Below are 25,502 nucleotides of genomic sequence, written 5' to 3' on the forward strand. Positions count from 1 at the left end.
CCGATCACAGCACGTCCGCATACCGGGGGCAACGTGTTTTCCGGCGGCGGGCGGACAATGGCGGGATGAGCGAGTTGTCCGAGCCGGACGCTGCCGGCACGCTGAGCGGCGCCGCGTTCTTCCGGCCGGTGCGGGCCGGGAACGCCTTCGAGGAGACCGTCGAGCGGCTGCTCCAGGTGATCAAGCTCGGTGTGGTCGCACACGGTGAACGGCTGCCCCCGCAACGGGAGTTGGCGGAGCGGTTCCGGGTCAGCCGGGTGACGCTGCGGGAGGCGCTGGGCTCGCTGGAGCAGGCGGGGTACGTGCAGTCGCGGCGCGGCCGCACCGGCGGGACCTTCGTCACGCACCGGCCCGGGGGCGCGGACGGCGGGCCGCCCGGGCGTTCGGCCGAGCGGGCGCCGGACGAGCTGGAGGACACCCTCGCCTACCGCCGGGCGCTGGAGATCGGCGCCGCCGAACTGGCCGCGGGCCGCGCGCTCGGCCCCCAGGAGCGCCGCCACCTCGCCGACCGGCTGCGGGACACCCAGCAGTGCGACGCGGTGGACTACCGGCGCACCGACTCCCGCTTCCATCTGGCGATAGCCGAGCTGAGCGGGTCCAGGTCGCTGGCGGCGAGCATCGCCGACACCCGGATGCGGCTGAACGACCTGCTCAACGCGATCCCGCTGCTGCCGCGCAACATCGAGCACTCGCAGGCGCAGCACGCCCGGATCGTGGCGGCGATACTCGACGGCGACCCGGCCACCGCCCGCCGGGCGGCCGAGGAGCACCTCGCCGCGACCGCGTCGCTGCTGCGCGGCTTCCTGGGCTGAACTCCGGTCCGCCCGCACCCGGCAGGCCGCAGACCGGACCGACCGCCGCCGCCCACCGCGCTCTTGACGGCGCGTCCGGCGGAGTGAGACGGTCTCCCCGCTAATGGAACAGGTTCATTCCATTAACCAGCCCGGGAGACGCCCATGTCTGCTCCCCGCCCGCCGGACCCGACCGCCAGTCCCCCCACTCCCCCCAAACCCCCCACTCCCGCCTCCCCCTCCGCCGACGAGCAGCGGCTGCGCGAACTCGGCTACGTCCAGGAGCTGGCCCGCTCGATGTCGGGCTTCTCCAACTTCGCCGTCTCCTTCTCCATCGTCTCGATCCTCTCCGGCTGCCTGACCCTGTACGGGTTCGGCATGAACACCGGCGGCCCGGCGCTCATCACCTGGGGCTGGCCGGTCGTCGGGCTGATGACGCTGTGTGTGGGCCTGGCCATGGCCGAGATCTGCTCCAGCTTCCCGACCGCGGGCGGCCTGTACTACTGGGCGGCGAAGCTCGCGCCCTCCCGGGCCCCGGCGTGGAGCTGGTTCACCGGCTGGTTCAACTTCCTCGGGCAGGTCGCGGTCACCGCGGGCATCGACTACGGCGCCGCCACCTTCCTCAACGCCCTGCTGGACCTCCAGTTCGGCCTGTCGGCCACCCCCGGCCACACCGTGGAGCTCTTCGCGGTGATCCTCCTGGCGCACGGCCTGCTCAACACCCTGGGTGTGCGGCTGGTGGCGCTCTTCAACGACGTCAGCGTGTGGTGGCACCTGGTCGGCGTGCTCGTCATCGTCGCGGTGCTGGTGTTCGTGCCCGACCACCACTCCTCCACGTCGTTCGTCTTCAGCAGGTTCGTCGACGACACCGGCTTCCACAGCCCCTTCTACGTCTCGATGCTGGGCCTGCTGCTGGCGCAGTACACCCTCACCGGCTACGACGCGTCCGCGCACATGACCGAGGAGACCCACGACGCGGCCCGCTCCGGCCCGCGCGGCATCGTGAACGCCATCGTGGTGTCGCTGGTCGCCGGGTGGGTGCTGCTGCTCGGCCTGACCTACGCCATCCAGGACTACGACGGCGAGCGGACCACCAGCAGCGGGGTGCCGCCGGCGCAGATCTTCATCGACGCGATCGGCCACACCGGCGCCAAGCTCCTGCTGCTGATCGTGATCGGCGCCCAGTTCTTCTGCGGCATGGCGTCGGTGACCGCCAACTCCCGGATGATCTACGCCTTCTCGCGGGACGGCGCGCTGCCCGCCTCCCGCCTGTGGCACCGGATCAACCCGCGGACGCAGACACCGACCAGCGCCGTGTGGCTGGCCGCGGCCGGCGCCTTCCTGCTCGGCCTGCCCGCGCTGTGGAACTCCACCGCGTACGCGGCCGTCACGTCGGTGTCGGTGATCGGCCTCTACATCGCCTACGTCATCCCGGTCTACCTGCGGCTCCGGCAGGGCGACGCGTTCACGCCCGGGCCCTGGCACCTGGGGCGCTGGAGCCGGCTGGTGGGCAGCGTGGCCGTCGGCTGGACCGGGCTGATCACGATCCTGTTCATGCTCCCGACCGTCAGCCCGATCACGGTGGCGAGCTTCAACTACACGCCGGTCGCGGTCTGCGTCGTGCTGGGCTTCGCCGGGGTGTGGTGGCTGGTCTCGGCCCGGCACTGGTTCACCGGCCCCCGGGTGCAGGACCGCGACTCCTTGTCCGGCGCCGAACCCAGCGACCTGGAGGCGAGTTGAGCAGCGGGACCCGTACGCACAGCACGGACAGCCCGAGCGGCGGGAGCGGCCGTCCCCGGCTGACGCTGGAGGAGTTGCGCTCGCGCGTCGCGGCCGGCGCGGTCGACACCGTCGTGCTGGCCATGACCGACATGCAGGGCCGGCTCCAGGGCAAGCGGGTGGCGGCCGACTTCTTCCTGAGCGACGTGGTGCCCGGCGCGGCCGAGGGCTGCGGCTACCTGCTGGCCGTCGACGTCGACATGAACACCGTGGACGGCTACGAGGTCTCCTCCTGGGACGCCGGCTACGGCGACCTGGTGCTCGCCCCGGACCTCGCGACGCTGCGGATGGTGCCCTGGCACCCGGCGACCGCCATGGTGCAGTGCGACGTCACCCACCACGACGGCACCCCGGTCGGTGTCTCGCCCCGGCAGGTGCTGCGCCGCCAGCTCGACCGGCTCGCCGGGCACGGCTGGCACGCCTACGCGGGCACCGAGTTGGAGTTCATCGCGTTCCGCGACAGCTACGAGCAGGCGTGGGACCGCGCCTACCACGGCCTGACGCCGGTCAACCAGTACAACGTGGACTACTCCATCCTCGGCACCTCCCGGATCGAGCCGCTGCTGCGCCGTATCCGCAACGGGATGGCCGGCGCCGGCCTGACCGTCGAGTCCGCGAAGGGCGAGTGCAACCCCGGGCAGCACGAGATCGCCTTCAAGTACGGGCCGGCGCTGGCCACCTGCGACGACCACGCGGTGTACAAGACCGGCGCGAAGGAGATCGCCGCGCAGGACGGGGTGAGCCTGACTTTCATGGCGAAGTACGACGAGAAGGAGGGCAACTCCTGCCATGTGCACCTGAGTCTGCGCGACGCCGAGGGCCGCCCGGTGCTCGCCGGCGACGGCCCGTACGGCTTCTCGCCGGTGATGGAGCACTTCCTGGCCGGGCAGCTCGCCTGCCTGGCGGACTTCGCGCTGCTGCTCGCGCCGAACGTCAACTCCTACAAGCGGTACGTGGCCGGCAGTTTCGCGCCGACCGCGATCGCCTGGGGCCGGGACAACCGCACCTGCGCGCTGCGCGTGGTCGGGCACGGGCCGTCGCTGCGGTTCGAGAACCGAGTGCCCGGCGGCGACGTCAACCCGTACCTGGCGGTGGCCGCGCTGGTCGCCGCCGGCCTGCACGGGGTGGAGCAACGGCTGCCGCTGGAACCGGAGTTCACCGGCAACGCCTACGCGTCGGCCGCGCCGCGCGTCCCGGCCACGCTGGGGGCGGCGGTGGACGCCTTCGCTCGCAGCGAGGTCGCCGAAGCGGCCTTCGGGGCGGACGTCGTCCGGCACTACGCGCACGCCGGGCGCACCGAACTGGCCGCGTTCGAGGGGGCGGTGACCGACTGGGAGCGGCGCCGCGGATTCGAGCGGCTGTGACGCGCCCGCTGGTCGGCGTCACCGGCTACCTCGACGAGGCGGCGTGGGGCGTGTGGCGGCAGCCCGCCGCGCTGGTGCCGGACACCTATGTCGCGTCCGTCGCCCGGGCCGGGGCCGCCGCGGTGGTGCTGCCGCCGCAGGACGGCGGGGTGGCCGAGGTGCTGGACCGCCTCGACGGCCTGGTGCTCGCCGGCGGCCCCGACGTGGACCCGGCCCGGTACGGCGCCGCACCGCACCCGCGCACCGGCGTGCCCCAACCGGTGCGCGACTCCTGGGAGTTCGCACTGCTCGCCGGTGCGCTGGCCCGGGAGCTGCCGGTGCTCGCGGTGTGCCGCGGCATGCAGCTGCTGAACGTGGCGCTGGGCGGCACCCTGGTCCAGCACCTGCCGGAGCGGGTCGGCGGCAGCGCCCACCAGCCGGCCCCGGCGGTCTTCGGGCGCCGCAGCGTACGCACCCGGCCGGGCAGCGTCCTGCACGGCATCCTGGGCGCGAGCGCCGAGGTGTCCTGCTACCACCACCAGGCCGTGGACACCCTGGGCCGGGGGCTGACCCCCACCGCGTGGAGCAGCGACGACACCGTGGAGGCGCTCGAACTCGCCTCACACGAGGGCGTGTTCACCGTCGGTGTGCAGTGGCACCCGGAGACCGACCCGTCCGACCCCCGGCTGTTCGCCGCGTTCGCCGCGGCGGCCGCGTCCCGGCCCGGTGCACGATGACGCCGGCGCGCGGTCCGTGCCGCACCGGCCCCTGCACCGGCCGCCCGCCCCATCGCGCGACCGGCCCCTGCACCGACCGATCGACCGACCGCTTCGAGAACAGGGTGGACAGCTGATGGCCCCAGGACAGGGCCCCGCGACGGACGTCGGGGGCGGGGTGTGGCCGGTGGTGAACCCGGCCACGGAGGAGATCATCGACCGGGTGCCGATGGCGGACCTGGCCGCGGCGGACGCGGCGATCGCGCGCAGCCGGGCGGCGTTCGGGCCGTGGCGGCGGGTCGCCCCGGCCGACCGGGCCCGGCTGCTGCGGGCGTTCGCCGCCGCGGTGGACGCCGACCGCGAGCACCTGGCGCGGCTGGAGGTCGCCAACTCCGGCCACACGCTGGGCAACGCCCGGTGGGAGGCGGCCAACGTCCGCGACGTGCTGGAGTACTACGCCGCCGCGCCGGAGCGGCAGTCCGGCCGGCAGATCCCGGTCGCCGGCGGCCTGGACGTCACCTTCCACGAGCCGCTCGGCGTGGTGGGGGTGATCGTGCCGTGGAACTTCCCGCTGCCGATCGCCGGTTGGGCGCTGGCCCCGGCGCTGGCGGCGGGCAACACGGTGGTGCTCAAACCCGCGGAGCTGACCCCGCTGACCGCGCTGCGGCTGGGCGAACTCGCCTTGGCGGCGGGCCTGCCCGCGGGCGTGCTGGAAGTGGTGCCCGGCCGCGGCGACGTGGTCGGGCGGCGCTTCGTGACGCACCCGGACGTCGCGAAGGTCGTCTTCACCGGCTCCACCCGGGTCGGCAAGGAGATCATGGCCGGGTGCGCGGCCCAGGTGAAGCCGGTGACACTGGAGTTGGGCGGCAAGAGCGCCAACGTGGTGTTCGCCGACGCCGACCTGGCGAAGGCCGCCGCCACCGCGCCGTCGGCGGTCTTCGACAACGCCGGGCAGGACTGCTGCGCGCGCTCCCGCATCCTGGTGCAGCGCGAGGTGTTCGACGACTTCATGGCGCTGCTGGAGCCGGCGGTCAAGGCGGTGCGGGTCGGCGATCCGGCCGACCCGGCCACCGAGATGGGCCCGCTGATCTCCGCGCGGCGGCGCGCTGCGGTGGCCGCCTACGTGCCCGAGGGCGCGCCGGTCGCCTTCCGCGGCAGCGCCCCGGACGGGCCGGGCTTCTGGTTCCCGCCGACCGTGCTGTCGCCGGTGCGGCCGGACGACCCGGCGTTCACCGAGGAGATCTTCGGGCCGGTGGTGGCCGTGGTGCCGTTCACCGACGAGGAGGACGCCGTACGGATCGCCAACGACACCGCCTACGGCCTGTCCGGCTCGATCTGGACCCGGGACGTGGGTCGGGCGATCCGGGTGGCGCGGGCGGTGGAGGCGGGCAACCTGTCGGTCAACTCGCACGCGTCGGTGCGGTACGCGACACCGTTCGGCGGGTTCAAGCAGTCCGGGCTGGGCCGCGAGCTGGGCCCGGACGCGCTGCACGCCTTCACCGAGACCAAGAACGTCTTCATCGCCACGGAGGATTGAGCAATGACGCTCGCAGCACGCCTGGACGGCCGCGTCGCGGTGATCACCGGTGCCGGCAGCGGCATCGGGCTGGCCAGTGCCCGCCGGCTGGCCGCCGAGGGGGCGTCGGTGGTCTGTGTGGACATCGACGAGGACAGCGGCGCCGCGGCCGCGGCGGAGGTCGGCGGCCTGTTCGTGCGGGCCGACGTCACCGACGAGGACGCGGTGCGCGGCATGTACGAGACGGCCGTCGCCACGTACGGGCGGCTGGACGTCGCCTTCAACAACGCGGGCATCTCCCCGCCGGAGGACGACTCGATCCTCACCACCGGACCGGACGCCTGGCGCCGGGTGCAGGAGGTCAACCTGACCAGCGTCTACCTGTGCTGCAAGTACGCCATCCCGCACATGCGGCGGCAGGGCAAGGGCTCGATCATCAACACGGCGTCGTTCGTGGCGGTGATGGGCGCGGCGACCTCGCAGATCTCCTACTCGGCGTCCAAGGGCGCGGTGCTGTCGATGAGCCGGGAGCTGGGCGTGCAGTTCGCGCGCGAGGGCATCCGGGTCAACGCGCTGTGCCCGGGGCCGGTCAACACCCCGCTTCTTCAGGAACTGTTCGCCAAGGACCCCGAGCGCGCCGCCCGCCGTCTGGTGCACATTCCTCTCGGCCGGTTCGCCGAACCGGAGGAACTGGCCGCCTCGGTCGCGTTCCTGGCGAGCGACGACTCGTCGTTCATCACGGCGTCCACCTTCCTCGTCGACGGCGGGATCTCGGGCGCCTACGTGACCCCGCTGTAGCGGGCCCGGCCCCGGCCGGTCCTGCCCTCCCCAACCCCCACGGAAAGGTCCACCACATGAGCGACGTCAGCCGCAGGACGTTCATGGCGATCTCGGCCGGGGCGGCCGCCGCGGCGACCGTCGGCGGTGCGGCGGAGGCGACCGCCGCCGCGCCGGGCCAGGCGCCGGCCGCCGCGCCGAAGGCCACCGGGACGCTCACCGACGCCAAGCACGTCGTCGTCCTCATGCAGGAGAACCGCTCCTTCGACCACTACTTCGGCACGCTGAAGGGCGTCCGCGGCTTCGCCGACCGCAGCGCGATCCAGGTCGCGGGCGGCTACAGCGTCTTCAACCAGCCGAACGGCAGCGGCCGGCAGTACCCGTGGCAGTTCAGCGCCACCGCGCCGGCCGGCGGCGCCGACCCCGAGCGGCTCGCGCAGTGCAACGGCGACCTCGCGCACGGCTGGGCCGACCAGCACGCGGCGTGGAACGGCGGCAAGATGGACGGCTGGGTCGCCGCCAAGGGCAACGTCCGCACCCTCGGCCACCTCACCCGCGCCGACATCCCCTTCCACTACGCGCTCGCCGACTACTACACCGTGTGCGACGCCTACTTCAGCTCCACGCTCAGCGCCACCGGCCCCAACCGCACCTTCCACTGGAGCGGCCAGATCGACCCGGACGGCCGCAGCGGCGGTCCGGCCTACGACGGCGGCTCGGAGTCCGGGCTGCGGTGGCAGACCTACGCCGAGGCGCTCCAGAACGCGGGCGTGAGCTGGAAGGTGTACCAGAACGCGGCGGACAACTTCACCGACAACGCGCTGGCGTACTTCACCCAGTTCACCTCCGCGGCCGCCGGCACCCCGCTGCACGACCGCGGCATGGGCTCGGTGCCGAAGGCCACCGGGCGGACCCCGGACGACATCGCGGCCGCCATCAGGGCCGACGTGCTCGCCGGCACGCTCCCCCAGGTGTCCTGGGTGGTCGCCGACGAGGGCTCCTCGGAGCACCCGTACGCCACGCCCGCCGACGGGGCGCACTTCGTGCACATGGTGATCGACGCCCTCAACGCCGATCCGGCGGTCTACAACTCCACGATCCTGTTCCTCAACTACGACGAGAACGACGGCTTCTTCGACCACGTGCCGCCGCCGGTCCCGGTGTCCGGGACCGCGGGCGAGTTCTACACCGGCACCCCGATCGGGCTGGGCGTGCGGGTGCCGATGATCGCCATATCCCCCTGGAGCCGCGGCGGTTGGGTCGACTCCGAGGTCTTCGACCACACGTCGGTGCTGCGCTTCCTGGAGACCTGGACCGCGGCGCTGGGCACCCCCGCGACCTGCCCGAACATCAGCGCCTGGCGCCGCGCCGTCTGCGGCGACCTGACGTCCGCGTTCGACTTCGCCAACCCGGTGACCGGGCTGCCGTCGCTGCCCGACACCTCCGCGGTGATCGGCGAGTCGACCTGCGCGCCGCTGCCCAACCCGGCGCCGGTGACCAACGCGCTGCCCGCGCAGGAGTCCGGCACCCGCCCGGCGCGCGCCCTGCCGTACCAGCCGGACGCCTTCCTCGACCACATCGAGTTCGGCACCGGCGGGGTGACCAAGGTGTGGCTGGCGATGGACAACACCGACGCCCGCTCCACCCGCGCGGTGCACTTCGCCGCCTACGCCAACGCCCACCGCGGCGGCGGGCCCTGGCAGTACACGGTGGCCGCGGGCGGCACCACCAGCGACTTCTTCAACTGCGGCAGCGGCTACGGCGACGGCAAGTACGACCTGAGCGTGGTGGGCCCCAACCGCTTCCTGCGCCGCTTCCAGGGCGACACCACCGCACCCGGCAAGGACGTCGCCGTCACCCCCTCGTACGCCGTGACCAGCAGCACCGGCAAGCTCGCGCTGTGGTTCACGATGGCCAACCACGGCGCCGCGGCGGTCACGTTCACCATCACCGCGAACGCCTACCGCACCGACGGCCCGTGGACGTACCAGGTGCCGGCCGGCGGGCAGGTCGCCGACTACTTCAACGCGGTGGCGTACAACGGCGGCTGGTACGACTTCACGGTGACGGTCAGCGGTGACGCGAGCTGGTCGCAGCGCTTCACCGGGCACCTGGAGACCGGCGCGCCGAGCGTCAGCGGCTGACCGGTCAGCGCGCCGGCGGCCTCAACGGCTGCGCGCGGCCTTGCGGTTGGCGCGCAGCCACTCCTTGTTCATCGAGGTGATCGACATCAGCGGGATGCCCTTGGGGCAAGCGGTCGCGCATTCGCCGGTCAGGGTGCAGCCGCCGAAGCCCTCGGCGTCCATCTGCCCGACCATGTCCAGCACCCGGCTCTCGCGCTCCGGGCCGCCCTGCGGGAGCGCGGCGAGGTGGTTGATCTTCGCGGAGGTGAAGAGCATCGCGGAGCCGTTGGGGCAGGCGGCGACGCAGGCGCCGCAGCCGATGCACTCGGCGTGCTCGAAGGCGCGGTCGGCGTCGGGCTTGGGCACGGGCGTGGCGTGTGCCTCGGGCGCGGCGCCGGTGGGCACCGAGACGTAGCCGCCGGCGCCGATGATCCGGTCGAAGGCGGAGCGGTCCACCACCAGGTCGCGGACGACCGGGAAGGCGGCCGCGCGCCAGGGTTCGACGTCGATGGTGTCGCCGTCGCGGAAGGAGCGCATGTGCAGCTGGCAGCTGGTGGTGCGCTCCGGGCCGTGCGCGTCGCCGTTGATGACCACGCCGCACGCGCCGCAGATGCCCTCGCGGCAGTCGTGGTCGAAGGCGACCGGGTCGGCGCCTTCGAGGGTGAGGCGTTCGTTGAGGGTGTCGAGGACCTCCAGGAACGACATGTCCGGCGAGATGCCGTCGACGTCGTAGGCGGTCATGGCACCGGGGGCGTCGGCGTTCTTCTGCCGCCAGATGCGCAGGGTGAGCCTCATGCGTAGCTCCGCTGGGTGGGGTGGACTTCGGTGAAGACGAGTTCTTCGCGGTGCAGCACGGGCGGCTCGCCGGTGCCGGTGAACTCCCAGCCGGCGGCGTACCCGAACTCCTCGTCGCGGCGGGCCGCCTCACCGTCGGGGGTCTGGGACTCCTCACGGAAGTGGCCGCCGCAGGACTCGGCGCGGTGCAGGGCGTCCAGGCACATCAGCTCGGCGAGTTCGAGGTAGTCCACGACGCGGTTGGCGCGCTCCAGGGACTGGTTGAACTCGGCCTCGGTGCCGGGGACCTTGATCCGCTGCCAGAACTCCGCGCGGATCTGCGGGATGCGGTCCAGCGCCTTGCGCAGGCCCTGCTCGTTGCGCGCCATGCCGCAGAACTCCCACATCAGCTCGCCCAGTTCGCGGTGGAAGGAGTCGGCGGTGCGGTCGCCGTCGACGCTCACCAGCCGGTGCAGCCGCTCCTTGGTGGCGGCCAGCGCCTCGGTGACGGCGGGGTGCTCCGGGTCGACGGGGGCGGCGGCCGGGTGCCGGGCGAGGTAGTCGTTGAGGGTGGCGGGCAGCACGAAGTAGCCGTCGGCCAGGCCCTGCATGAGCGCGGACGCGCCGAGCCGGTTCGCGCCGTGGTCGGAGAAGTTGGCCTCGCCGATCGCGAACAGCCCCGGCACGGTGGTCTGGAGGTCGTAGTCCACCCACAGCCCGCCCATGGTGTAGTGCACGGCCGGGTAGATCCGCATCGGCACCTCGTACGGGTTCTCCGCGGTGATCCGCTCGTACATCTCGAAGAGGTTGCCGTACTTCTCCGCGACCGCGCGCCGGCCCAGCCGGGCGATGGCGTCGGCGAAGTCGAGGTAGACGCCCTGGCCGCCGGGGCCGACGCCGCGGCCCTCGTCGCAGACGTTCTTCGCGGCGCGGGAGGCGATGTCGCGCGGCACCAGGTTGCCGAAGGAGGGGTAGATCCGCTCCAGGTAGTAGTCGCGCTCGGCCTCGGGGATGTCGGCCGGCGGGCGGGCGTCGCCCTTGGCCTTGGGCACCCAGATCCGGCCGTCGTTGCGCAGCGACTCGCTCATCAGGGTCAGCTTCGACTGGTGGTCGCCGGTGCGCGGGATGCAGGTGGGGTGGATCTGGGTGAAGCAGGGGTTGGCGAAGTACGCGCCGCGGCGGTGCGCCCGCCAGATCGCGGTGGCGTTGGAGTTCATCGCGTTGGTGGACAGGTAGAAGACGTTGCCGTAGCCGCCGGTGGCGAGCACCACCGCGTCGGCGAGGTGGGTGCTGACCTCGCCGGTGACCAGGTCGCGGGCGACGATGCCGCGGGCCCGCCCGTCGACCACCAGCAGGTCGAGCATCTCGGTGCGCGGGTGGATCTCCACGTTGCCGGCCGCGATCTGCCGCGACAGCGCCTGGTAGGCGCCGAGCAGCAGTTGCTGGCCGGTCTGGCCGCGGGCGTAGAAGGTGCGGGAGACCTGGACGCCGCCGAAGGAGCGGGTGTCGAGCAGGCCGCCGTACTCGCGGGCGAAGGGCACGCCCTGCGCCACGCACTGGTCGATGATCTCCACCGAGATCTGCGCCAGGCGGCGCACGTTGGACTCCCGGGCGCGGAAGTCGCCGCCCTTGACGGTGTCGTAGAAGAGCCGGTGGATGGAGTCGCCGTCGTTGCGGTAGTTCTTCGCGGCGTTGATGCCGCCCTGCGCGGCGATGGAGTGGGCCCGGCGCGGGGAGTCCTGATAGCAGAACTGCACGACGTGGTAGCCCTGTTCGGCGAGGGTCGCGCCCGCGGAGCCGCCGGCCAGGCCGGTGCCGACCACGATCACGCGGTGCTTGCGGCGGTTGGCGGGGTTGACGAGCTTGGCGGTGAAGCGGCGGGTGTCCCAGCGGTCGGCCATCGGGCCGTCGGGGGCCTTGGTGTCGGCGATGGGCGCGCCGGTGCCGTAGCGGGTGTAGTCGGTCAACTCGGCTCCCTCAGTGGACGGTTCCGGTCATGACGCCGACCGGTACGGCGATGAAGCCGGCGGTCAGCAGCACGGCCAGGCCGGTGGCGGTGGCCTTCAGCGCGCGGTCGCGGCGGCGGCTGCCCGCGCCGAGGGTCTGCGCGGCGCTCCAGAAGCCGTGCTGGATGTGCAGGCCGAGCGCGAGCATCGCCACGATGTAGATGACGTCGCCGTACCAGGTGTGGAAGGTCGCCTCCACGTTCTGGTACGGGTGGCCGGGCTGGGCGTTGCGGTTGACGGTGAGCGTGGTCAGGTCCAGCAGGTGCCAGACGATGAACAGCGCGAGGATCACCCCGCCCCAGCGCATGGTGCGCGTCGCGTAGCTCGCGCGGGCCTTTCGGTGGACGTAGCCGACCGGGCGGGCCCGCAGGTCGCGGCGGCTGAGCTGGTAGGCGCTCACGCCGTGCGCGAGGAACGCCGCGACGAGGACGACCCGGATGATCCACAGCGCCCATTCGTAGTGCAGCGCGGGCTCGCCGAGGGTGCGCAGCCAGTGCGCGTAGCCGTTGTAGTCGTCGGCGCCGAAGAAGATCTTGAGGTTGCCGAGCATGTGGGCGACCAGGTAGAGCAGCATGATCAGGCCGCTCACCGCCATGACCGCCTTCTTGCCGACGGTGGAGTCCCATGCGGTGCGCAGCGTGGGCGGCCGCCGGTCGGTCCGCGTTGCCAGTGCCATGTCCACGACGGTAGGACGCGGAGTGACGAGTGGTCCAAGACATGATTCGGCTTGTTTCCATAGCTGCTGCCTATCGACAGTTATCGTGGGGGGATGCAGTTCCAGCAGCTCGCGTACTTCGCGGCGGTCGCGCAGGCCCGGCACTTCACCCGCGCCGCGCAGTCCCTGCACGTCTCGCAGCCGTCGCTGTCGCAGCAGATCCGGGCGCTGGAGAAGGAGTTGGGGGCGCCGCTGTTCAGCCGGGCGCGCGGCAACATCACGCTCACCGACGCCGGGGAGGCGCTGCTGCCGCTGGCGCTGCGCATCCTGGCCGACGCCGACACCGCGCGGCACGAGGTGCTGGAGCTGGCGCAGCTGCGCAGCGGGCGGGTCCGGCTCGGCGCCACGCCGAGCCTGTGCACGGGCATGCTCCCCGACGTGCTGCGCGCCTTCCACGACCGGCACCCCGGTATCCGGCTGCTCCTGGAGGAGGGCGGCTCCCACGACCTCGTGCGCGAGCTCGCCCGCGGCGCCCTCGACCTGGCGCTCGTGGTCCTGCCCCTGCCCAGCCCCTCCCCCGCGCTCACCACGGTCGAGCTCTTCCAGGAGGACCTGGTGGCCGTCTCCGCGCTGGACGCCGCCGCGCCGCCGTCACCGCTGCGGGTCGCCGACCTGCGCGGGCAGCCCATGGTGATGTTCCGGCACGGCTACGACCTGCGCGACCTCACCGTCTCGGCGTGCCGCTCCGCGGGGTTCGAGCCGACCTTCACCATCGAGGGCGGCGAGATGGACGCGGTCCTGGGGTTCGTACGGGCCGGGCTCGGGATCGGTGTCGTGCCCTCCACGGTGGCGGCTCGCGCCGGCGAGGGCCTTCGGGTCACCCCGCTCGCGGCCCCGGGGCTGCGGCGCACCGTGGCGCTCGCCCACCGCAGCGATGTGGCCCCGCCGCGCGCGGCGAGGGTCCTCCAGCAGGTCATCCTCACCGAAGCGGTCCCCTCGCGCCCCTGACCCCCCGGCTTCCTCCGCCCCGTCCGCGGAGGGACCACCTGCCGGCTGCGGACGAAGCCTCGGCCTCTTACGACGGAGCGCCCGTCTGCCGACGCGCCGGGGTCGAGAAGGAGGCGAACGCGGCGTCCAGCAGGTCGCCGAGGCCCTCCTGGCCGTCGCTCGCACTCCATCGCCCGAGAACGATCCACAGGATCTCGAGCGCCGCCGCCACGCGTACGTCGGCGACGACCGACGCCCCGTCGGCGTCGGCGTCGGCCGAGGAGTCCGTCCGCCGCAGGCGGGCGACGATCTCCGGCCGCCATTCGGCCTGCTTCTCGCGGAGGCGTGCGCACAGGGCCGGGGTCTGGTCGACCAGGCCCAGGATCGTCACGAGTTCCGGCACGTCGCGCACGAGGAACCTGGTGGCCGCCTCCACCGCGTGGCGCAGCCTGCCCCAGTCGTCCGGTCCGGCCCGCTCGGCCTCGAGCGCGTCGGCGATGACGTCACCGACCGGGTCGAAGACGAACAGGACCACGTCTTCCTTGGTGCCGAAGTACCGCAGGAAGGTGCTTCGCGACACCCCGGCGGCTTCGGCGAGGTCGGCGAACGTGACCTGGTTGAAGCCGGTGAGGCAGAAGCGGTTGAACGCGACGCGGGCCAGCTCTGCCTGCACCGCGTGGCGGCTGATCTCACGGGTACCGACCGGCGCTGCACTCATGAGGACAAGTGTACTCCGCCACACTCGTTTGCTTCTTCGCATACGAGTTCCTAACCTGATACTCAGTGTCAGCCGCGAACCTGAGATTCGCGTTGCTGTCCCCAGCCGACGGCCCGGTCACGGGCCGTCCCCTACCGCGGTACGGAGCCACCTCATGACCTACGAAGACCTTCCCGCCCTGGCGATCACCGTCTCGGACGGGGTCGCGACGGTGACGATCGACCACCCGCCGCTCAATCTGATGGACGCGGTGCTCCTGCCGTCACTGCGGGCATTCGTCGCGCGGGTGCGGAACGACGCCGACGTCCGCGTCATCGTCTTCGAGAGCGCCGACCCGGAGTTCTTCGTCGCCCACGGCGACATGGCCTACCTCACCGACCCCGACGCGCTGCCCGCGGCCACTCGCGCGGCGATCGCGGCCGCGCCGGGCGCGACCGTCCCGGACGGCATGAACATCCTCCAGGCGATGAGCGAGGAGGTCCGCTCGCTGCCGCAGGTCACCATCGGCAAGCTGGCGGGCTTCGCGCGCGGCGCGGGCAACGAGTTCTTCATGTACCTGGACATGCGGTTCGCGGCGATCGGCAAGTCGGGGCAGGGGCAGCCGGAGTCCCTGCTGGGCATCCTCCCCGGAGGCGGCGGCACGGTGAACATGACGCGCCTGGCCGGAAGGGCCCGCGCGCTGGAGCTCATCCTCGGCGCCGAACTCGTGGGCGCGGAGCTCGCGGAACGCTACGGCCTGATCAACCGCGCCCTGCCCGCCGCAGAACTCGACGCGTTCGTCGACACCCTCGCCCGGCGGATCGCCGGCCTGCGACCGGAGGTGATCACCCTCACCAAGGCCGCGGTCGACGCGGTCGCGCCTCCGATCCCTCATGCGGCGTACGCGGTGGAGAACGAGGGCCTGTTCGCGGCGTTCGGCGACGAGGTCACCGAACTCGCCCACAAGCTGCTGGCCGCCGGCATCCAGACCCGCGAGGGCGAACGGGACCACGAGCGCATCGCCAACAGCATCTGAGTCCGCCGCACAACCGCAGCTGGGACGTTCGGGGTTTGCCGGTCCGTTTATTAGACTGTACTGTCAAGTCTAATAAACGGCGGAGGGGAGACCGGCATGACCGAACAGCTGAGCGCGGACCGACCGGGGGCGCGGCGGAAGGAGCCCGGACGCCGCAGGTCGGGCTCGGACGAGAAGATCCTCGCGGCGGCGAAGAACCTCTTCCTGGCCGACCGCTACGACGGTGTCACCCTGGAGCGGATCGCCGAGCGCGCGGGAGTCTCACGGCAGACCGTCTACAACCGCTTCGGGTCGAAGGACGCCGTCTTCCGGGAGATGGTCCGCTACCACTGGTCGGCGTTCGCCGGCCCGGACCGACGGGGCGTCGAGTGCGACGCCGGCGCGAGCGCGGAGGAGGTTCTGCAGGGGTTCGCCGAGTCGCTCCAACGCTTCGCCGCCGAGACGGACCAGATCCGCTTCGCCCGGCTCGTGGTGGCCGAGTCCGTGCGTCGGCCGTGGATCGCGGACGAGTTCTACCGGGTGGGCAAGGGCCCTGTCGTGGAAGCGTTCGTCGGCTGCCTCGACGACCTGGTCCGCAGCGGGCGCCTGCGATGCCCGGACACCTACCTCGCGGCGCGCCAGTTCATGGGCCTCGTCCAGGAGTTCCTCGTCTGGCCGAGGGTCATGGCCTTCGAGGAGGAGACCACCGCCCAGCCGGCCGCGGAAGTGGTGATCGAGGAGGCCGTACGCGTCTTCCTGGCCCGCTACGCACCCGGGCCGAACGCCCCGGGCCGGCCTGCCTGATCCGCCCGCCGCCTGACCACCGCACCTCTTCCCGACCTGTTCCGACCTGTTCCGACCTGTTCCGCGCTCTCCGAAGGACCCGTCGTGCCCGCACCCACCATTTCACTCGGCGATGTCGAGATCACGCGCGTCGTCGAGTGGTCCGGCCCCATCCGTACCGCCCGCTTCGTCATCCCGGACAGCGACGGGGAGACCTGGCGGCGCCATCAGGACTGGCTGGCGCCCGACTTCTGGACCCCGGCCGACGACGCCTACCGCTGCCACATCCAGACCTGGGTCCTCCGCAGCGAGGGCAGGACCATCCTGGTGGACACCGGGGTCGGCAACGACCGGGAACGCCCGCAGATTCCGCAGTTCACCGGGCTGCGCACCGACTACCTCGCCCGCCTGCGCGAGGCCGGCGTCGCACCCGAGGACGTCGACATCGTCGTCAACACCCACATCCACTACGACCACGTCGGCTGGAACACCGAGTCGCGTGACGGGCAGTGGGTGCCCACCTTCCCCAACGCCACCTACCTGATCCCCCGCGCCGACAACCTGTACTTCGACCCGGAAAGCGCCGTCCGCAGCCGGGCCCCGCGGGACGAGCACGAGCGCCTGCGCTGGGAGGGCAGCAGACTCGTGTTCAACGACAGCATCGCCCCCATCCACCGAGCGGGACAGGCAGTGCTGTGGGAGGACACCCACCGCATCGACGGCAACCTGCGGCTGGAGGCAGCGCCGGGCCACACCCCCGGCTCGTCCGTCCTCACCCTGCGCTCGGGCACCGACCGCGCCGTCTTCGTCGGGGACATGCTGCACAGCCCCGTCCAGGTCCTCGAACCCGGCTGGAACAGCTGCTTCTGCGACGACCTCCCCCTCGCGGCCAGGACCCGCCGCGCCTATCTCGCCCGCGCCGCCGAGCTGCGCGAGCTCGTCATCCCGGCCCACTGGCCGGGGCACGGAGCCGCCGAGGTCCGGCAGGACAGGGACGGCTTCGCCCTCACCGCATGGGCCGCCTTTCCACGCGGCTAACGGCCGGTGCGGTGCTGCTGCCGGTAGCGGCCGGCCGAGATCCCGTACTCGCGTTTGAACGCGTTGGCGAAGGCGTAGGGGGAGCCGTAGCCGGTGCGCTGCGCGACGGTGGACAGCGGGGCGTCGGTCGTCTGGAGCAGGCGTGCCGCCACGGTGAGCCGCCACCACGTCAGATAGGTGAGCGGTGGCTGCCCCACCATGGCGGTGAACCTGCGGGCGAAGGCGGCACGGGACAGGCCCGCGTGCGCGCCCAGCGACTCCACGGTCCAGGGGTCGGCGGGGCGTTCGTGCAGGGCCCGGAGCGAGCGCGCGACCACCTCGTCGTCGAGGGCGACGCACCAGCCGGTGGCCCGCAGTCCCGCACGTTCGATCAGGCAGGCCCGGATCAGGTGCACCAGGAGCACTTCGAGCAGCGCCGGCAGCACCAGGTCCCTGCCGTGCATCGGTTCGCCCAGTTCGCCGAGCAGCAGGTCGATCGACGCCTGGAGACCCTGGTAGCGGTCCGGCCGCGCCGGAAGGCTCACCAGGTCGGGGAGGTCCTGGAACAGCGGATGCGGGCGGGCCCGCTCCAGCCGGTAGGCGCCGGACAGGAAGCGGGCCGTGCGGTCGGTGGCGTTCGCGAGCGTGTGCGCGGTCCCGTGCGGGAGCAGAACGGCGTCGCCCGGTCGCAAGGTGACGACCGCTTCGTCCGGTGCCGTCACCTCGATGCGTCCCGTGGTGCCCACGTAGAAACGGGCACCGTCGAAGATCCCGGCGTCCTTCTCCCACCACGGGTCCGCGTCCTCCAGCGTCAGGGAGGGGCGTCCCACGCGCATGGTGCCGATCGCGTCGCTGAGCACGTCCATCGCCGTATCCTCCCGCACCGCGTCAGGTGTCCGAGAACGGCGCCCACCGCTTGATCGAGACGGCCCCGTTCGACCGCGCGACTTCGGCGGCACCCGCGCCGCCCAGGTGCGCCGGCACGACCAGGCTGTTCGTCGCGGCGGCCCGCTCCAGGACGCGGCGCCGGGACCGGGTGGCCTCAGCCTGGTCCTCGCTCAGGCAGGTGTCGTGGTCGGGTTCGATCATCTGCAGCGGAGTGTGGACCAGGTCGCCGACGAACACCGCCCGGTCGGCGCCGGACTCCAGCCACAGCACCGCCGAGCCGGGTGTGTGACCGGGGGCCGGTTCCAGGACCAGGTTCTCGTCGATGCGGTGGCTGTCGCCCTCCCACAGCACCGTCCGGCCGGCCCGGTGGACGGGCAGGACGCTGTCGTTGAACGTCACCCCGGTGTCGGCGGCGGACTGGAACGGGGACTTCGGGACATGGCCGCTTGCGGGGTTCCAGAAGTCGAAGTCGGCCCGGCTGATCAGATACCGCGCGTTCGGGAACGTCGGTACCCACTCGCCGTCGACCAGCCGGGTGTTCCACCCCACGTGGTCGTTGTGCAGGTGGGTGTTGACGACGAGATCCACGTCCTGCGGCCGCACCCCGGCCGCCGCCAGCCGGTCGAGGAAGTCGCCGTCGCGCTGGTGGAACACCTCGACCTCGCGCTGCTTGTCGTTGCCGAGGCCGGTATCGACCAGAATGGTGCGGCCCGCGCTGCGCAGCACCCAGGTCTGCACGTGTGCCTGCCACGCACCCGTCTCGGCGTTCAGGAAGTCGGGCGCCAGCCAGGATTCGTGCCGGCGCCACAGTTCGCCGGGAACGGACGGGAACAGGACATCGGTGGTGGCGAAGGCACCCTGCCACTCGACCACCCGCGAGACCTCGACATCACCCAGAATGATTTTCTTCACCCCCTCACCGTAGGAAGGGACGGTGAGACGCTAAATGCTCCGCTGTCTCGCTTTCTTAAGACAGCGTCTCGCCGCGGTCCCGTCCGCCACCGGAGCCGACCGGCCAGGACGGACCGCGACACCAGGCGACTGCGGGGACGGGGCAGACTGGGGGCTATGGCCGGCGGCGAAATCCACCAGGTGGACGCGTGGCGCCCGAAGGTCCCGGGCATCACCGAAGTGCTGCACGCCCACTTCACGCACCACGCGTACCCCGTGCACACCCACACCACGTGGGACCTGATGCTGCTGGACGACGGTGTCGTGGACTTCGCCCTGGACCGCAGGCGGCACGGCGCGACGGACGCCAGCCGCGTGGTGCTGCTGCCCCCGGGGGTCCCGCACGACGGCCGCACCGTCAACCCGGCCGGGTTCCGCAAGCGCGTGCTGTACCTGAGCACGGACGTGCTGCCCGCCCGCCTGGCGGGGAAGGCGGTGGCCGGCCCGATCCTGGGCGACGCTGCCCTGCGCGCGAGGGTGCACCGCCTGCACGCGGCCCTGCGCGACCGCGACGACGCGCTGGAGGCGCAGTCCCGCCTCGCCTTCGTACGCGAACGCCTGCTGGTGCACCTCGACGCGCACCGGGTCCGGCCACCGGGCCGGGAGGGCGACCGGCTCGCGGCCCGGCTGCGCGAACTGCTGGACGCCCGCGTCGCCGACGGCCTGACCCTCGACGAGGCCACCGCGCTGCTGCACGCCCACCCCACCCACCTCATCCGCAGCTTCTCCCGCGCCTACGGACTGCCCCCGCACACCTACCTCACGGGGCTGCGGATCGACCGGGCCCGGCGCCTGCTCCTCACCGGCGAGCGGCCCGCCTCGGTCGCGGCGGCCGTCGGCTTCTACGACCAGGCGCACCTGAACCGCCACTTCAAGCGCCACCTCGGCGTCACCCCGGGCGCCTACGCCCGCCGCCGCCGGGCCCGGTAGCACGCCGGAGCGGCCGTCCGACGTCAGGACGCCCCCTTCGGCGTCTTGTCCGCCTTCTCGACCTTGTCGATCAGCCGCTGCTCCTCCGCCGGGAACTGGTCGAACAGCTTGCTCAGCGTGCCCATCCGGCCGTGGAAGTCGGTGCCCCACCGGTCGGCGGCGGTCCCGACCCACGTCCCGGTCATCATCTGGTTGACCTTCTCGATGGCCGCCCGGATGTTCCCCTCGGCGGTCTTCACCGCGGCCATGTCCTTCTTGCAGTCGTCCACGTCACTCATCTGTCCTCCTCGGAGAAGTCGTCCGCCGCCCTGCCCCTCGCCGCGACGCTCACGAGCCGGCCGCGGCGAGGGCGAGGGCGGGGTCTGCGGAGCTGCGGTGCACCAGGTTCCCGAGGAGCAGGACGCGCTTGCCGCTCTGGGCGATGTACGCCTGGGTTCCGCAGGTGCTGGTCAGGGCGGGGTACTGGTGGCCGGGCGTGCAGGCGTGGCCGTCGTTCGGGGTCTTCGCCAGCACGGTCGCGCGGCCGTTGTGGACATACACGACGGCTGCCGACGAGTGGGCGGTGTCCTGGGCCAGGGCGTAGAAGCCGCCGCCGGTCGCGGGTGCCAGGTGCGACAGGCGCAGCGACGCGATCGCCGTGTGGGTGCCGGGGAGCGTGCCGGACAGGTGCAGGTGCTCGGGCGCCTTGCCGACGGGGATGGCCACGATGTCGGAGAGGTCGCCGGTGGCGGAGTAGACCGTTCCCGCCGGGTCCACCACGGCGCCGGTGAAGATCGGTGCCGACTGGTGGTAGAGGCGGGTGGAGGTGCCCTTCCCGAGCGCCCAGAGGTCGCCGCCCTCGCTGATGACGAGCGACCCGTCCGGGCGTTCGCCGACCGGCAGCGCGTTGTCGGAGGTCGGCGGGATCGCGAGGGCGGTGGTGCGGCCGTCCTTGTCCGTCACGGGCAGCTTCGCGACCCGCGTGGGCGGGCTCTGCTTGAGGACGCCGAAGACGACGGAGCCGTCCGAGCGGACCACCAGGGAGGCGTTGTCCACCCGGTGGTCGACCCGCACGTATCTCGCGACGACGCCCTGCGGGGTCATCCGCAGCACGTCGGGATGGTCGGCGCCGTCCCACTCCACCATGTACACGTCGCCCGACCGGCTGGTGGTCACCAGGGTGTCGCCGGACATCACGTCCTCGTTGAGGTCGTAGGTGTCGCTGAGCGCGCCGAGGTCGAAAGCGGCGATCTTCCCGGCGGCCGGGGTCGGCAGGCCGGCCCGGGCGCTCTTGTGGCCGCCGCCGCCCGAGCACCCGGCCAGCAGCCCCGCCACCGCCACCGCCGCCGCCAGGTACCGCTTGGTCCGGGTGCGCTTGGTCCGGGTGCCGGACCCCGGGCGACAGGCCCTAGTTGCCATCGAGTGATCCTTCGTACGTCCTGAAGCCGCTGTCGAGGTCGCCCATGACGCCGTTGGTCGTGGAGGCGACGCTCGTGCCGGTGAACCAGCTGGTGAAATCCGTGTTCTGCCACGCGTCCGGGGACACGGTCTGGGTCTTGGGGTCGTACCACGTCTGGCCGGCGGGCGCGGGGATCTTCCCCGACCGGATGAGTCCCTGGGCCAGCGCCGGCGCGTACGCCTTCTCGACGTCCTTGGCGTCCTTGGAGTTCACGGCCTGCTGCGCGGCGGCGTTGTCGGTGGAGAACGGGTCGGTGGTCGGCGCCTTGACCGACCGGCCCCAGGTGGCGAGGGTCTGCGAGTACTTGAAGCCCTTGGTGACCACCTTGTCGGTGACGCCCTTGGGGAGTGAGGTACCGCTGAACAGGACGCCCGCGGTGTTCAGGACCGCCAGGTTGGCCTTGTGCTGCTCGTCCAGCTGCTGGGCCGCGCTGTAGCTGATGTTGTTCTTGGCCTTGGTGAACAGGCCGATCATGTTGCCCAGGTTGGTGATGTCGTCGCTGGAGCCGGCGGCGTCGCTGAGCTGGGCGTGCATCGCGGTGTCGAACATCGCGGCGGCGCTGGGGTCGTCACGGGTGAACAGCTCCATCGCCGCTTGCAGGTCGTCGTGCGGGAGGACCAGGCCGTGTTCCGTGGTCGAGTACCCGCCCGCCTGCGAACCGGCGATCTTGGACGAGGCGCCGAGCTGGTCGGCCCAGGTGGCGGTGATGCCGGCCAGGGCGACGGCGGTGCTCTGCGGATAGGTGAAATAGGCGAGCTGCTCCTTCTGGGAGCGGCCGGCGAAGGTGCTGTTCTCCTTCGCCGCGGCGGCCAGGATGTTGTACGCGGCCTGGCCGGACTGGTCGGCGAAGTCGGGACTGCGGTCGCTGGCGGCCAGCGTGAGCACCCGGCCGATGGGTTCGGAGTCGTCCACGGTGCCGGTCCTGCTGGTGGTCTGCCAGTTGTACTCCAGCAGGTCGGCCGCGTACCCCTTGCTGGCGGCGGTGTTCTGGCCGAGCAGGTCGCGGGAGCCCTGCGCGTTGTCGCCGAGCCGGTCCAGGACGGCGAGCACCGGGTCGTTGGCCCGGATGGCCGCGACGGTCTGGTCCGCACCGGGCTTGGAGCCGACCGCGCCGGTGAGGCCCAGGTCGTCGAACCACGCCTTGCCGTCGCCGTAGTACCCGGGGTAGGCGCCGCCGCCGGGGAACATCTCGTAGTCCGGCCGCATCGCGCCCTGCTTCTCGCGCCAGTCCAGCATGCCGCCGCTGATGTCGGAGAGGACCTGCGCGTTCCACTTGTCACCGGAGGGGCCGTACTTCAGCAGCATGCCGATCGACCAGGCGTCGTCGTCGGTGGGGTGGGTGAGCGGCGCCAGGTAGTCGGGGGCGGGATGGGGGTAGTCGCCCTTGACCGCGAGGTCGGCCAGCGTCTGGGTGGCCTGGCCGAACTGGGCCATCGCGGCGACGGACTCCTTGCTGAGCAGGGTGTTGTCGTGCGTGCCGTCCTCGGCGTGCAGGGCGTTGGCGGCTCCGGTCATGTCCTTGATGCCGCCGTTGATCATGAACGCCGTCATGTAGGCGGAGTCCTTGCCGTGGTCGGACAGCGACTGGGCCACGTTGAGGATGATCTGCCGGGAGTTCGGGTCCTTGGGGTTGGCGAGCGCCTTGCTCAGCTCGCTCGCCTCCTGCTGGGCCTCCTTGGCCGGGTCGATGTCCTTGGTGTCCCAGGGAATCTGGTACATGTCGCCGTTGATGCCGCACAGGTACGGCTGGCCCGCGCCGTCCAGCAGGTTCAGCGCCTCGTCGGCCCGCAGCGCCATGGCGTGCGCGTCGTCGCCGACCTGCTGGGCCTGCTGTCCGATCGCGCTCAGGTTCAGGGAGCCGCCCCACCGGTCGAAGTCCGTCCGGATCGTGCCGCCGTCCGAGGCCAGTGCCGCGGCCAGATCCGCCAGGCGGTTGGCCAGTTGCCGTAAGCGCTGCGGGTTCACACCCGCGAAGTCCGTCATCGGTCCCCCGTACACGTCGTGGGCGCGCGCACAACCCGTCACGTCCGTGCGCGCGCGTCCGGTCCGTTCCACGGTAGCGGCGCAGGGCTCCGGAATCCGTACCCGCACGGCGGCTGTGACCGAGCCGGGACGAAACGTCGGGCGGGGGAGCCTCGGCGGCCTGGCCGCCAGGGCTCCCCCGCCCACCAGGGTGTGTCCTAGGCCGTCGCGATCGCCGGGTCGCTGACGCCGGGGCGGCCGGTCTCGACGTGCCCGGCGAAGCGCCGCGTGAAGGCCGCGTCGTGGTCGGACTGCACGGTCACGTCGTACCAGCGGTCGGCGAGGGCGGGCCGGTAGGTCTCGCGGCGCCCGGCGCGTACGACGAGCATCCGCTGCCTGCCGTCGTAGGCGTTGCGGACGGTGAAGCGGATGTCGCTGCCGCCGGAGTTGGCGAGGGTCAGCTCGACCTGCCCGGTGCGGGCGTCGTGCCGGGCGGTGACCTCGGCGCCGGCGCGGTGCGCGGTGCCGCCGAAGGCCCGCAGGAAGCCGGCCGGGCCGTGCACGGTCAGGTCGTACGTGCCGGAGGTGCCGTCGGTGTCCCACTGCCCGGTGAGGGTGTGCCCGGCGCCGGTGGTGTACGTCCACGGGCCGTCGGTGCGGTTGCCGGAGGTGACGTGGAAGCACGCGCCCGCCCCGGCGCCGCCACCGAACGTCAGGGTGACCTGGCCGGCGGCGGTGACGGCCGCGTCCGTGTGCGGCGCGTACGGCAGCGGCCGGGTGGGCCGGGAGCCCTTCTCCTGGCGCGGCACCGCCTGCTCGGCGGGCGGCACCGGCACGTAGGAGTCGTGCCGGTCGGAGTCCGTCGGCTGGTAGCCGTCGGTGCCGGGCAGGCGCGCGGGCCGGTCGTGCTGGAGCGAGAAGTCGAACGCGGAGGTCAGGTCGCCGCACACCGCGCGCCGCCACGGCGAGATCTGCGGCTCGTGCACGCCGAACCGCTGCTCGATGAACCGCAGGATCGAGGTGTGGTCGAACGTCTCGGAGCAGACGTAGCCGCCGGTGCTCCAGGGCGAGACCACGAGCATCGGCACGCGCTGGCCGAGGCCGTACGGGCCGGGGGCGTAGGTGGAGTTGCCGGGGAAGAGCTCGAGGGAGGTGTCGACGGTCGAGCCGCCCTGGCCCGCCGCGGCGGCGTACGGCGGCACGACGTGGTCGAAGTAGCCGTCGTTCTCGTCGTAGGTGATCAGCAGCGCGGTCCTGCTCCACACCTCGGGGTCGGCGGTCAGCGCGTCCAGGACCTGCGAGATGTACCAGGCACCGTAGTTCGCCGGCCAGTTGGGGTGCTCGGAGAACGCCTCGGGAGCGGCGATCCAGGAGACCTGGGGCAGCCGCCCGGCCTTGACGTCGGCGCGCAGCACGTCGAAGAAGCCGTCGCCGGCCTTGGCGTCGGTACCGGTGCGGGCCTTGTCGTAGAGCGGGTCGCCGGGGGCGGCGTTGCGGTACTGGTCGAAGTAGAGCAGCGAGTTGTCGCCGTAGTTGCCGCGGTAGGGGTCCTCGATCCAGCCCCAACCGCCGGCCGCGTCGAGGCCGTCGCCGATGTCCTGGTAGATCTTCCAGGAGATGCCGGCCTTCTCCAGCCGCTCCGGGTAGGTGGTCCAGCTGTAGCCGGCCTCGGAGTTGTCGACGACGGGGCCGCCGCCCTTGCCGTCGTTCCCGGTCCAACCCGACCACATGTAGTAGCGGTTGGGGTCGGTGCCGCCGATCAGCGAGCAGTGGTAGGCGTCGCAGATGGTGAACGCGTCGGCGAGCGCGTAGTGGAACGGGATGTCGTCGCGGGTCAGATGGGCCATCGTGGCCGCGGACTTGGCCGGAATCCACTGGTCGTACCGGCCGCCGTTGACCGCCTTGTGGCTGCCGGTCCACTCGTGGTTGAGGCCCTCGATGAACTTCATGCCGAGGTCCTGCGTGTCCGGGTGGTAGGGCAGCACCTCGCCGGTGCCGTTCGGCTGGTGCCACACGGACTTGCCGCTGGGCAGGGTGACCGGCCGGGGGTCACCGAAGCCGCGCACCCCGCGCAGCGAGCCGAAGTAGTGGTCGAAGGAGCGGTTCTCCTGCATCAGGACGACGATGTGCTCGATGTCCTTGATGGTGCCGGTGCGGCGGCCGGCCGGGATGGCGGCGGCCCGGGTGATGCTGCCGGACAGCGCGGAGAAGCCGGCGGTGGCGCCCGCGATCTGAAGGAAGCGGCGCCGGTTGAGTTCGGTCATGCTCGCGGGACCTCTTGGGCTCGGGGCGGATGCTGGGCCGGGCGGCGCGGACAAGTTGGCGTGCGCGGGCCGGCGTACCGCTGACGTCGG

Annotated in this window: 22 protein-coding genes; 12 read left to right on the forward strand and 10 right to left on the reverse strand. The window is 72.2% G+C overall.

Annotated features, from left to right (window positions below):
- The first annotated feature begins 65 nt into the window (after positions 1 to 65).
- The 7 genes from AC3EVP_RS08875 to AC3EVP_RS08905 all read left to right on the forward strand — a co-directional run bounded on the left by AC3EVP_RS08875 (position 66) and on the right by AC3EVP_RS08905 (position 9,066).
- Complete coding sequence (locus AC3EVP_RS08875; protein ID WP_335980847.1) at positions 66 to 812, forward strand: FadR/GntR family transcriptional regulator; 747 nt, start codon at positions 66 to 68, stop codon at positions 810 to 812.
- A 276-nt stretch (positions 813 to 1,088) separates the two neighbouring features.
- Positions 1,089 to 2,531, forward strand: a complete 1,443-nt coding sequence (locus tag AC3EVP_RS08880) for an amino acid permease (RefSeq protein ID WP_435128248.1) — start codon at positions 1,089 to 1,091, stop codon at positions 2,529 to 2,531.
- Positions 2,528 to 3,934 (forward strand): glutamine synthetase family protein, encoded by a 1,407-nt coding sequence (locus AC3EVP_RS08885; protein WP_435127886.1) that lies wholly within the window; start codon positions 2,528 to 2,530, stop codon positions 3,932 to 3,934. The genes AC3EVP_RS08880 and AC3EVP_RS08885 overlap by 4 nt, the downstream gene beginning before the upstream one ends.
- Entirely contained in the window at positions 3,931 to 4,650 is a 720-nt protein-coding gene (locus AC3EVP_RS08890) for a gamma-glutamyl-gamma-aminobutyrate hydrolase family protein (protein ID WP_435127888.1), read from the forward strand. The genes AC3EVP_RS08885 and AC3EVP_RS08890 overlap by 4 nt, the downstream gene beginning before the upstream one ends.
- 115 nt (positions 4,651 to 4,765) lie before the next feature.
- A complete protein-coding gene (locus AC3EVP_RS08895; RefSeq protein ID WP_435127890.1) occupies positions 4,766 to 6,166 on the forward strand; it encodes an aldehyde dehydrogenase family protein in 1,401 nt (466 codons plus the stop codon).
- A 3-nt stretch (positions 6,167 to 6,169) separates the two neighbouring features.
- Positions 6,170 to 6,943, forward strand: a complete 774-nt coding sequence (locus AC3EVP_RS08900; RefSeq protein ID WP_435127892.1) for a 3-oxoacyl-ACP reductase — start codon at positions 6,170 to 6,172, stop codon at positions 6,941 to 6,943.
- Positions 6,944 to 6,999: 56 nt separating this feature from the next.
- The gene (locus AC3EVP_RS08905) at positions 7,000 to 9,066 is read left to right on the forward strand and encodes a phosphocholine-specific phospholipase C (RefSeq protein WP_435127894.1); all 2,067 of its coding nucleotides are present in this window, start codon (positions 7,000 to 7,002) and stop codon (positions 9,064 to 9,066) included.
- Positions 9,067 to 9,087: 21 nt separating this feature from the next.
- Here the strand turns inward: AC3EVP_RS08905 and AC3EVP_RS08910 are convergent, their stop codons facing one another.
- The 3 genes from AC3EVP_RS08910 to AC3EVP_RS08920 are packed head-to-tail and all read right to left on the reverse strand — an operon-like array spanning position 9,088 to position 12,501.
- Complete coding sequence (locus AC3EVP_RS08910) at positions 9,088 to 9,840, reverse strand: succinate dehydrogenase/fumarate reductase iron-sulfur subunit (RefSeq protein WP_335980853.1); 753 nt, start codon at positions 9,838 to 9,840, stop codon at positions 9,088 to 9,090.
- Positions 9,837 to 11,786: a fumarate reductase/succinate dehydrogenase flavoprotein subunit gene (locus AC3EVP_RS08915; RefSeq protein WP_435127896.1), complete on the reverse strand. Its 1,950-nt coding sequence runs from the start codon at positions 11,784 to 11,786 to the stop codon at positions 9,837 to 9,839. The genes AC3EVP_RS08910 and AC3EVP_RS08915 overlap by 4 nt, the downstream gene beginning before the upstream one ends.
- Positions 11,787 to 11,796: 10 nt before the next feature.
- Positions 11,797 to 12,501, reverse strand: a complete 705-nt coding sequence (locus AC3EVP_RS08920; RefSeq protein WP_435127898.1) for a succinate dehydrogenase — start codon at positions 12,499 to 12,501, stop codon at positions 11,797 to 11,799.
- A 93-nt stretch (positions 12,502 to 12,594) separates the two neighbouring features.
- Between AC3EVP_RS08920 and AC3EVP_RS08925 the strand changes: the two genes are divergently transcribed.
- Positions 12,595 to 13,488 carry a LysR family transcriptional regulator gene (locus AC3EVP_RS08925; RefSeq protein WP_335980856.1) on the forward strand — a complete coding sequence of 298 codons (894 nt, stop codon included), beginning with the start codon at positions 12,595 to 12,597 and terminating at the stop codon, positions 13,486 to 13,488.
- Between the two features lie 67 nt (positions 13,489 to 13,555).
- On the opposite strand, the gene AC3EVP_RS08930 is transcribed toward AC3EVP_RS08925, so the two are convergent.
- Positions 13,556 to 14,185, reverse strand: coding sequence for a TetR/AcrR family transcriptional regulator (locus tag AC3EVP_RS08930; RefSeq protein ID WP_435127900.1), 630 nt, complete (start codon positions 14,183 to 14,185; stop codon positions 13,556 to 13,558).
- A 154-nt stretch (positions 14,186 to 14,339) separates the two neighbouring features.
- Here AC3EVP_RS08930 and AC3EVP_RS08935 point away from each other — a divergent pair, with 154 nt between their 5' ends.
- From AC3EVP_RS08935 to AC3EVP_RS08945, 3 genes are all read left to right on the forward strand, one after another.
- Positions 14,340 to 15,200, forward strand: a complete 861-nt coding sequence (locus tag AC3EVP_RS08935) for an enoyl-CoA hydratase/isomerase family protein (protein WP_435127902.1) — start codon at positions 14,340 to 14,342, stop codon at positions 15,198 to 15,200.
- 96 nt (positions 15,201 to 15,296) lie between these two features.
- On the forward strand, positions 15,297 to 15,983 hold the full coding sequence (locus AC3EVP_RS08940) for a TetR/AcrR family transcriptional regulator (RefSeq protein WP_435127904.1): 687 nt from the start codon (positions 15,297 to 15,299) through the stop codon (positions 15,981 to 15,983).
- Between the two features lie 84 nt (positions 15,984 to 16,067).
- Positions 16,068 to 17,000 carry an MBL fold metallo-hydrolase gene (locus AC3EVP_RS08945; protein WP_435127906.1) on the forward strand — a complete coding sequence of 311 codons (933 nt, stop codon included), beginning with the start codon at positions 16,068 to 16,070 and terminating at the stop codon, positions 16,998 to 17,000.
- On the opposite strand, the gene AC3EVP_RS08950 is transcribed toward AC3EVP_RS08945, so the two are convergent.
- Entirely contained in the window at positions 16,997 to 17,845 is an 849-nt protein-coding gene (locus AC3EVP_RS08950) for an AraC family transcriptional regulator (RefSeq protein WP_435127908.1), read from the reverse strand. The two genes, AC3EVP_RS08945 and AC3EVP_RS08950, sit on opposite strands and share 4 nt — an antisense overlap.
- 22 nt (positions 17,846 to 17,867) lie before the next feature.
- Entirely contained in the window at positions 17,868 to 18,779 is a 912-nt protein-coding gene (locus AC3EVP_RS08955) for an MBL fold metallo-hydrolase (RefSeq protein ID WP_435127910.1), read from the reverse strand.
- Positions 18,780 to 18,935: 156 nt separating this feature from the next.
- Here AC3EVP_RS08955 and AC3EVP_RS08960 point away from each other — a divergent pair, with 156 nt between their 5' ends.
- A complete protein-coding gene (locus AC3EVP_RS08960) occupies positions 18,936 to 19,748 on the forward strand; it encodes a helix-turn-helix transcriptional regulator (protein WP_435127912.1) in 813 nt (270 codons plus the stop codon).
- A gap of 23 nt (positions 19,749 to 19,771) precedes the next feature.
- On the opposite strand, the gene AC3EVP_RS08965 is transcribed toward AC3EVP_RS08960, so the two are convergent.
- The 4 genes from AC3EVP_RS08965 to AC3EVP_RS08980 all read right to left on the reverse strand — a co-directional run bounded on the left by AC3EVP_RS08965 (position 19,772) and on the right by AC3EVP_RS08980 (position 25,412).
- Positions 19,772 to 20,026, reverse strand: a complete 255-nt coding sequence (locus AC3EVP_RS08965) for a hypothetical protein (protein WP_435127914.1) — start codon at positions 20,024 to 20,026, stop codon at positions 19,772 to 19,774.
- Between the two features lie 49 nt (positions 20,027 to 20,075).
- On the reverse strand, positions 20,076 to 21,146 hold the full coding sequence (locus AC3EVP_RS08970; protein WP_435127916.1) for a hypothetical protein: 1,071 nt from the start codon (positions 21,144 to 21,146) through the stop codon (positions 20,076 to 20,078).
- Positions 21,136 to 23,169 carry a hypothetical protein gene (locus AC3EVP_RS08975; RefSeq protein ID WP_435127918.1) on the reverse strand — a complete coding sequence of 678 codons (2,034 nt, stop codon included), beginning with the start codon at positions 23,167 to 23,169 and terminating at the stop codon, positions 21,136 to 21,138. Before AC3EVP_RS08975 ends, AC3EVP_RS08970 begins: the two co-directional genes overlap by 11 nt.
- A gap of 197 nt (positions 23,170 to 23,366) precedes the next feature.
- Positions 23,367 to 25,412 (reverse strand): phosphocholine-specific phospholipase C, encoded by a 2,046-nt coding sequence (locus AC3EVP_RS08980; RefSeq protein WP_435127920.1) that lies wholly within the window; start codon positions 25,410 to 25,412, stop codon positions 23,367 to 23,369.
- Positions 25,413 to 25,502: the final 90 nt, after the last annotated feature.

The organism is Actinacidiphila sp. bgisy144, assembly GCF_057708105.1.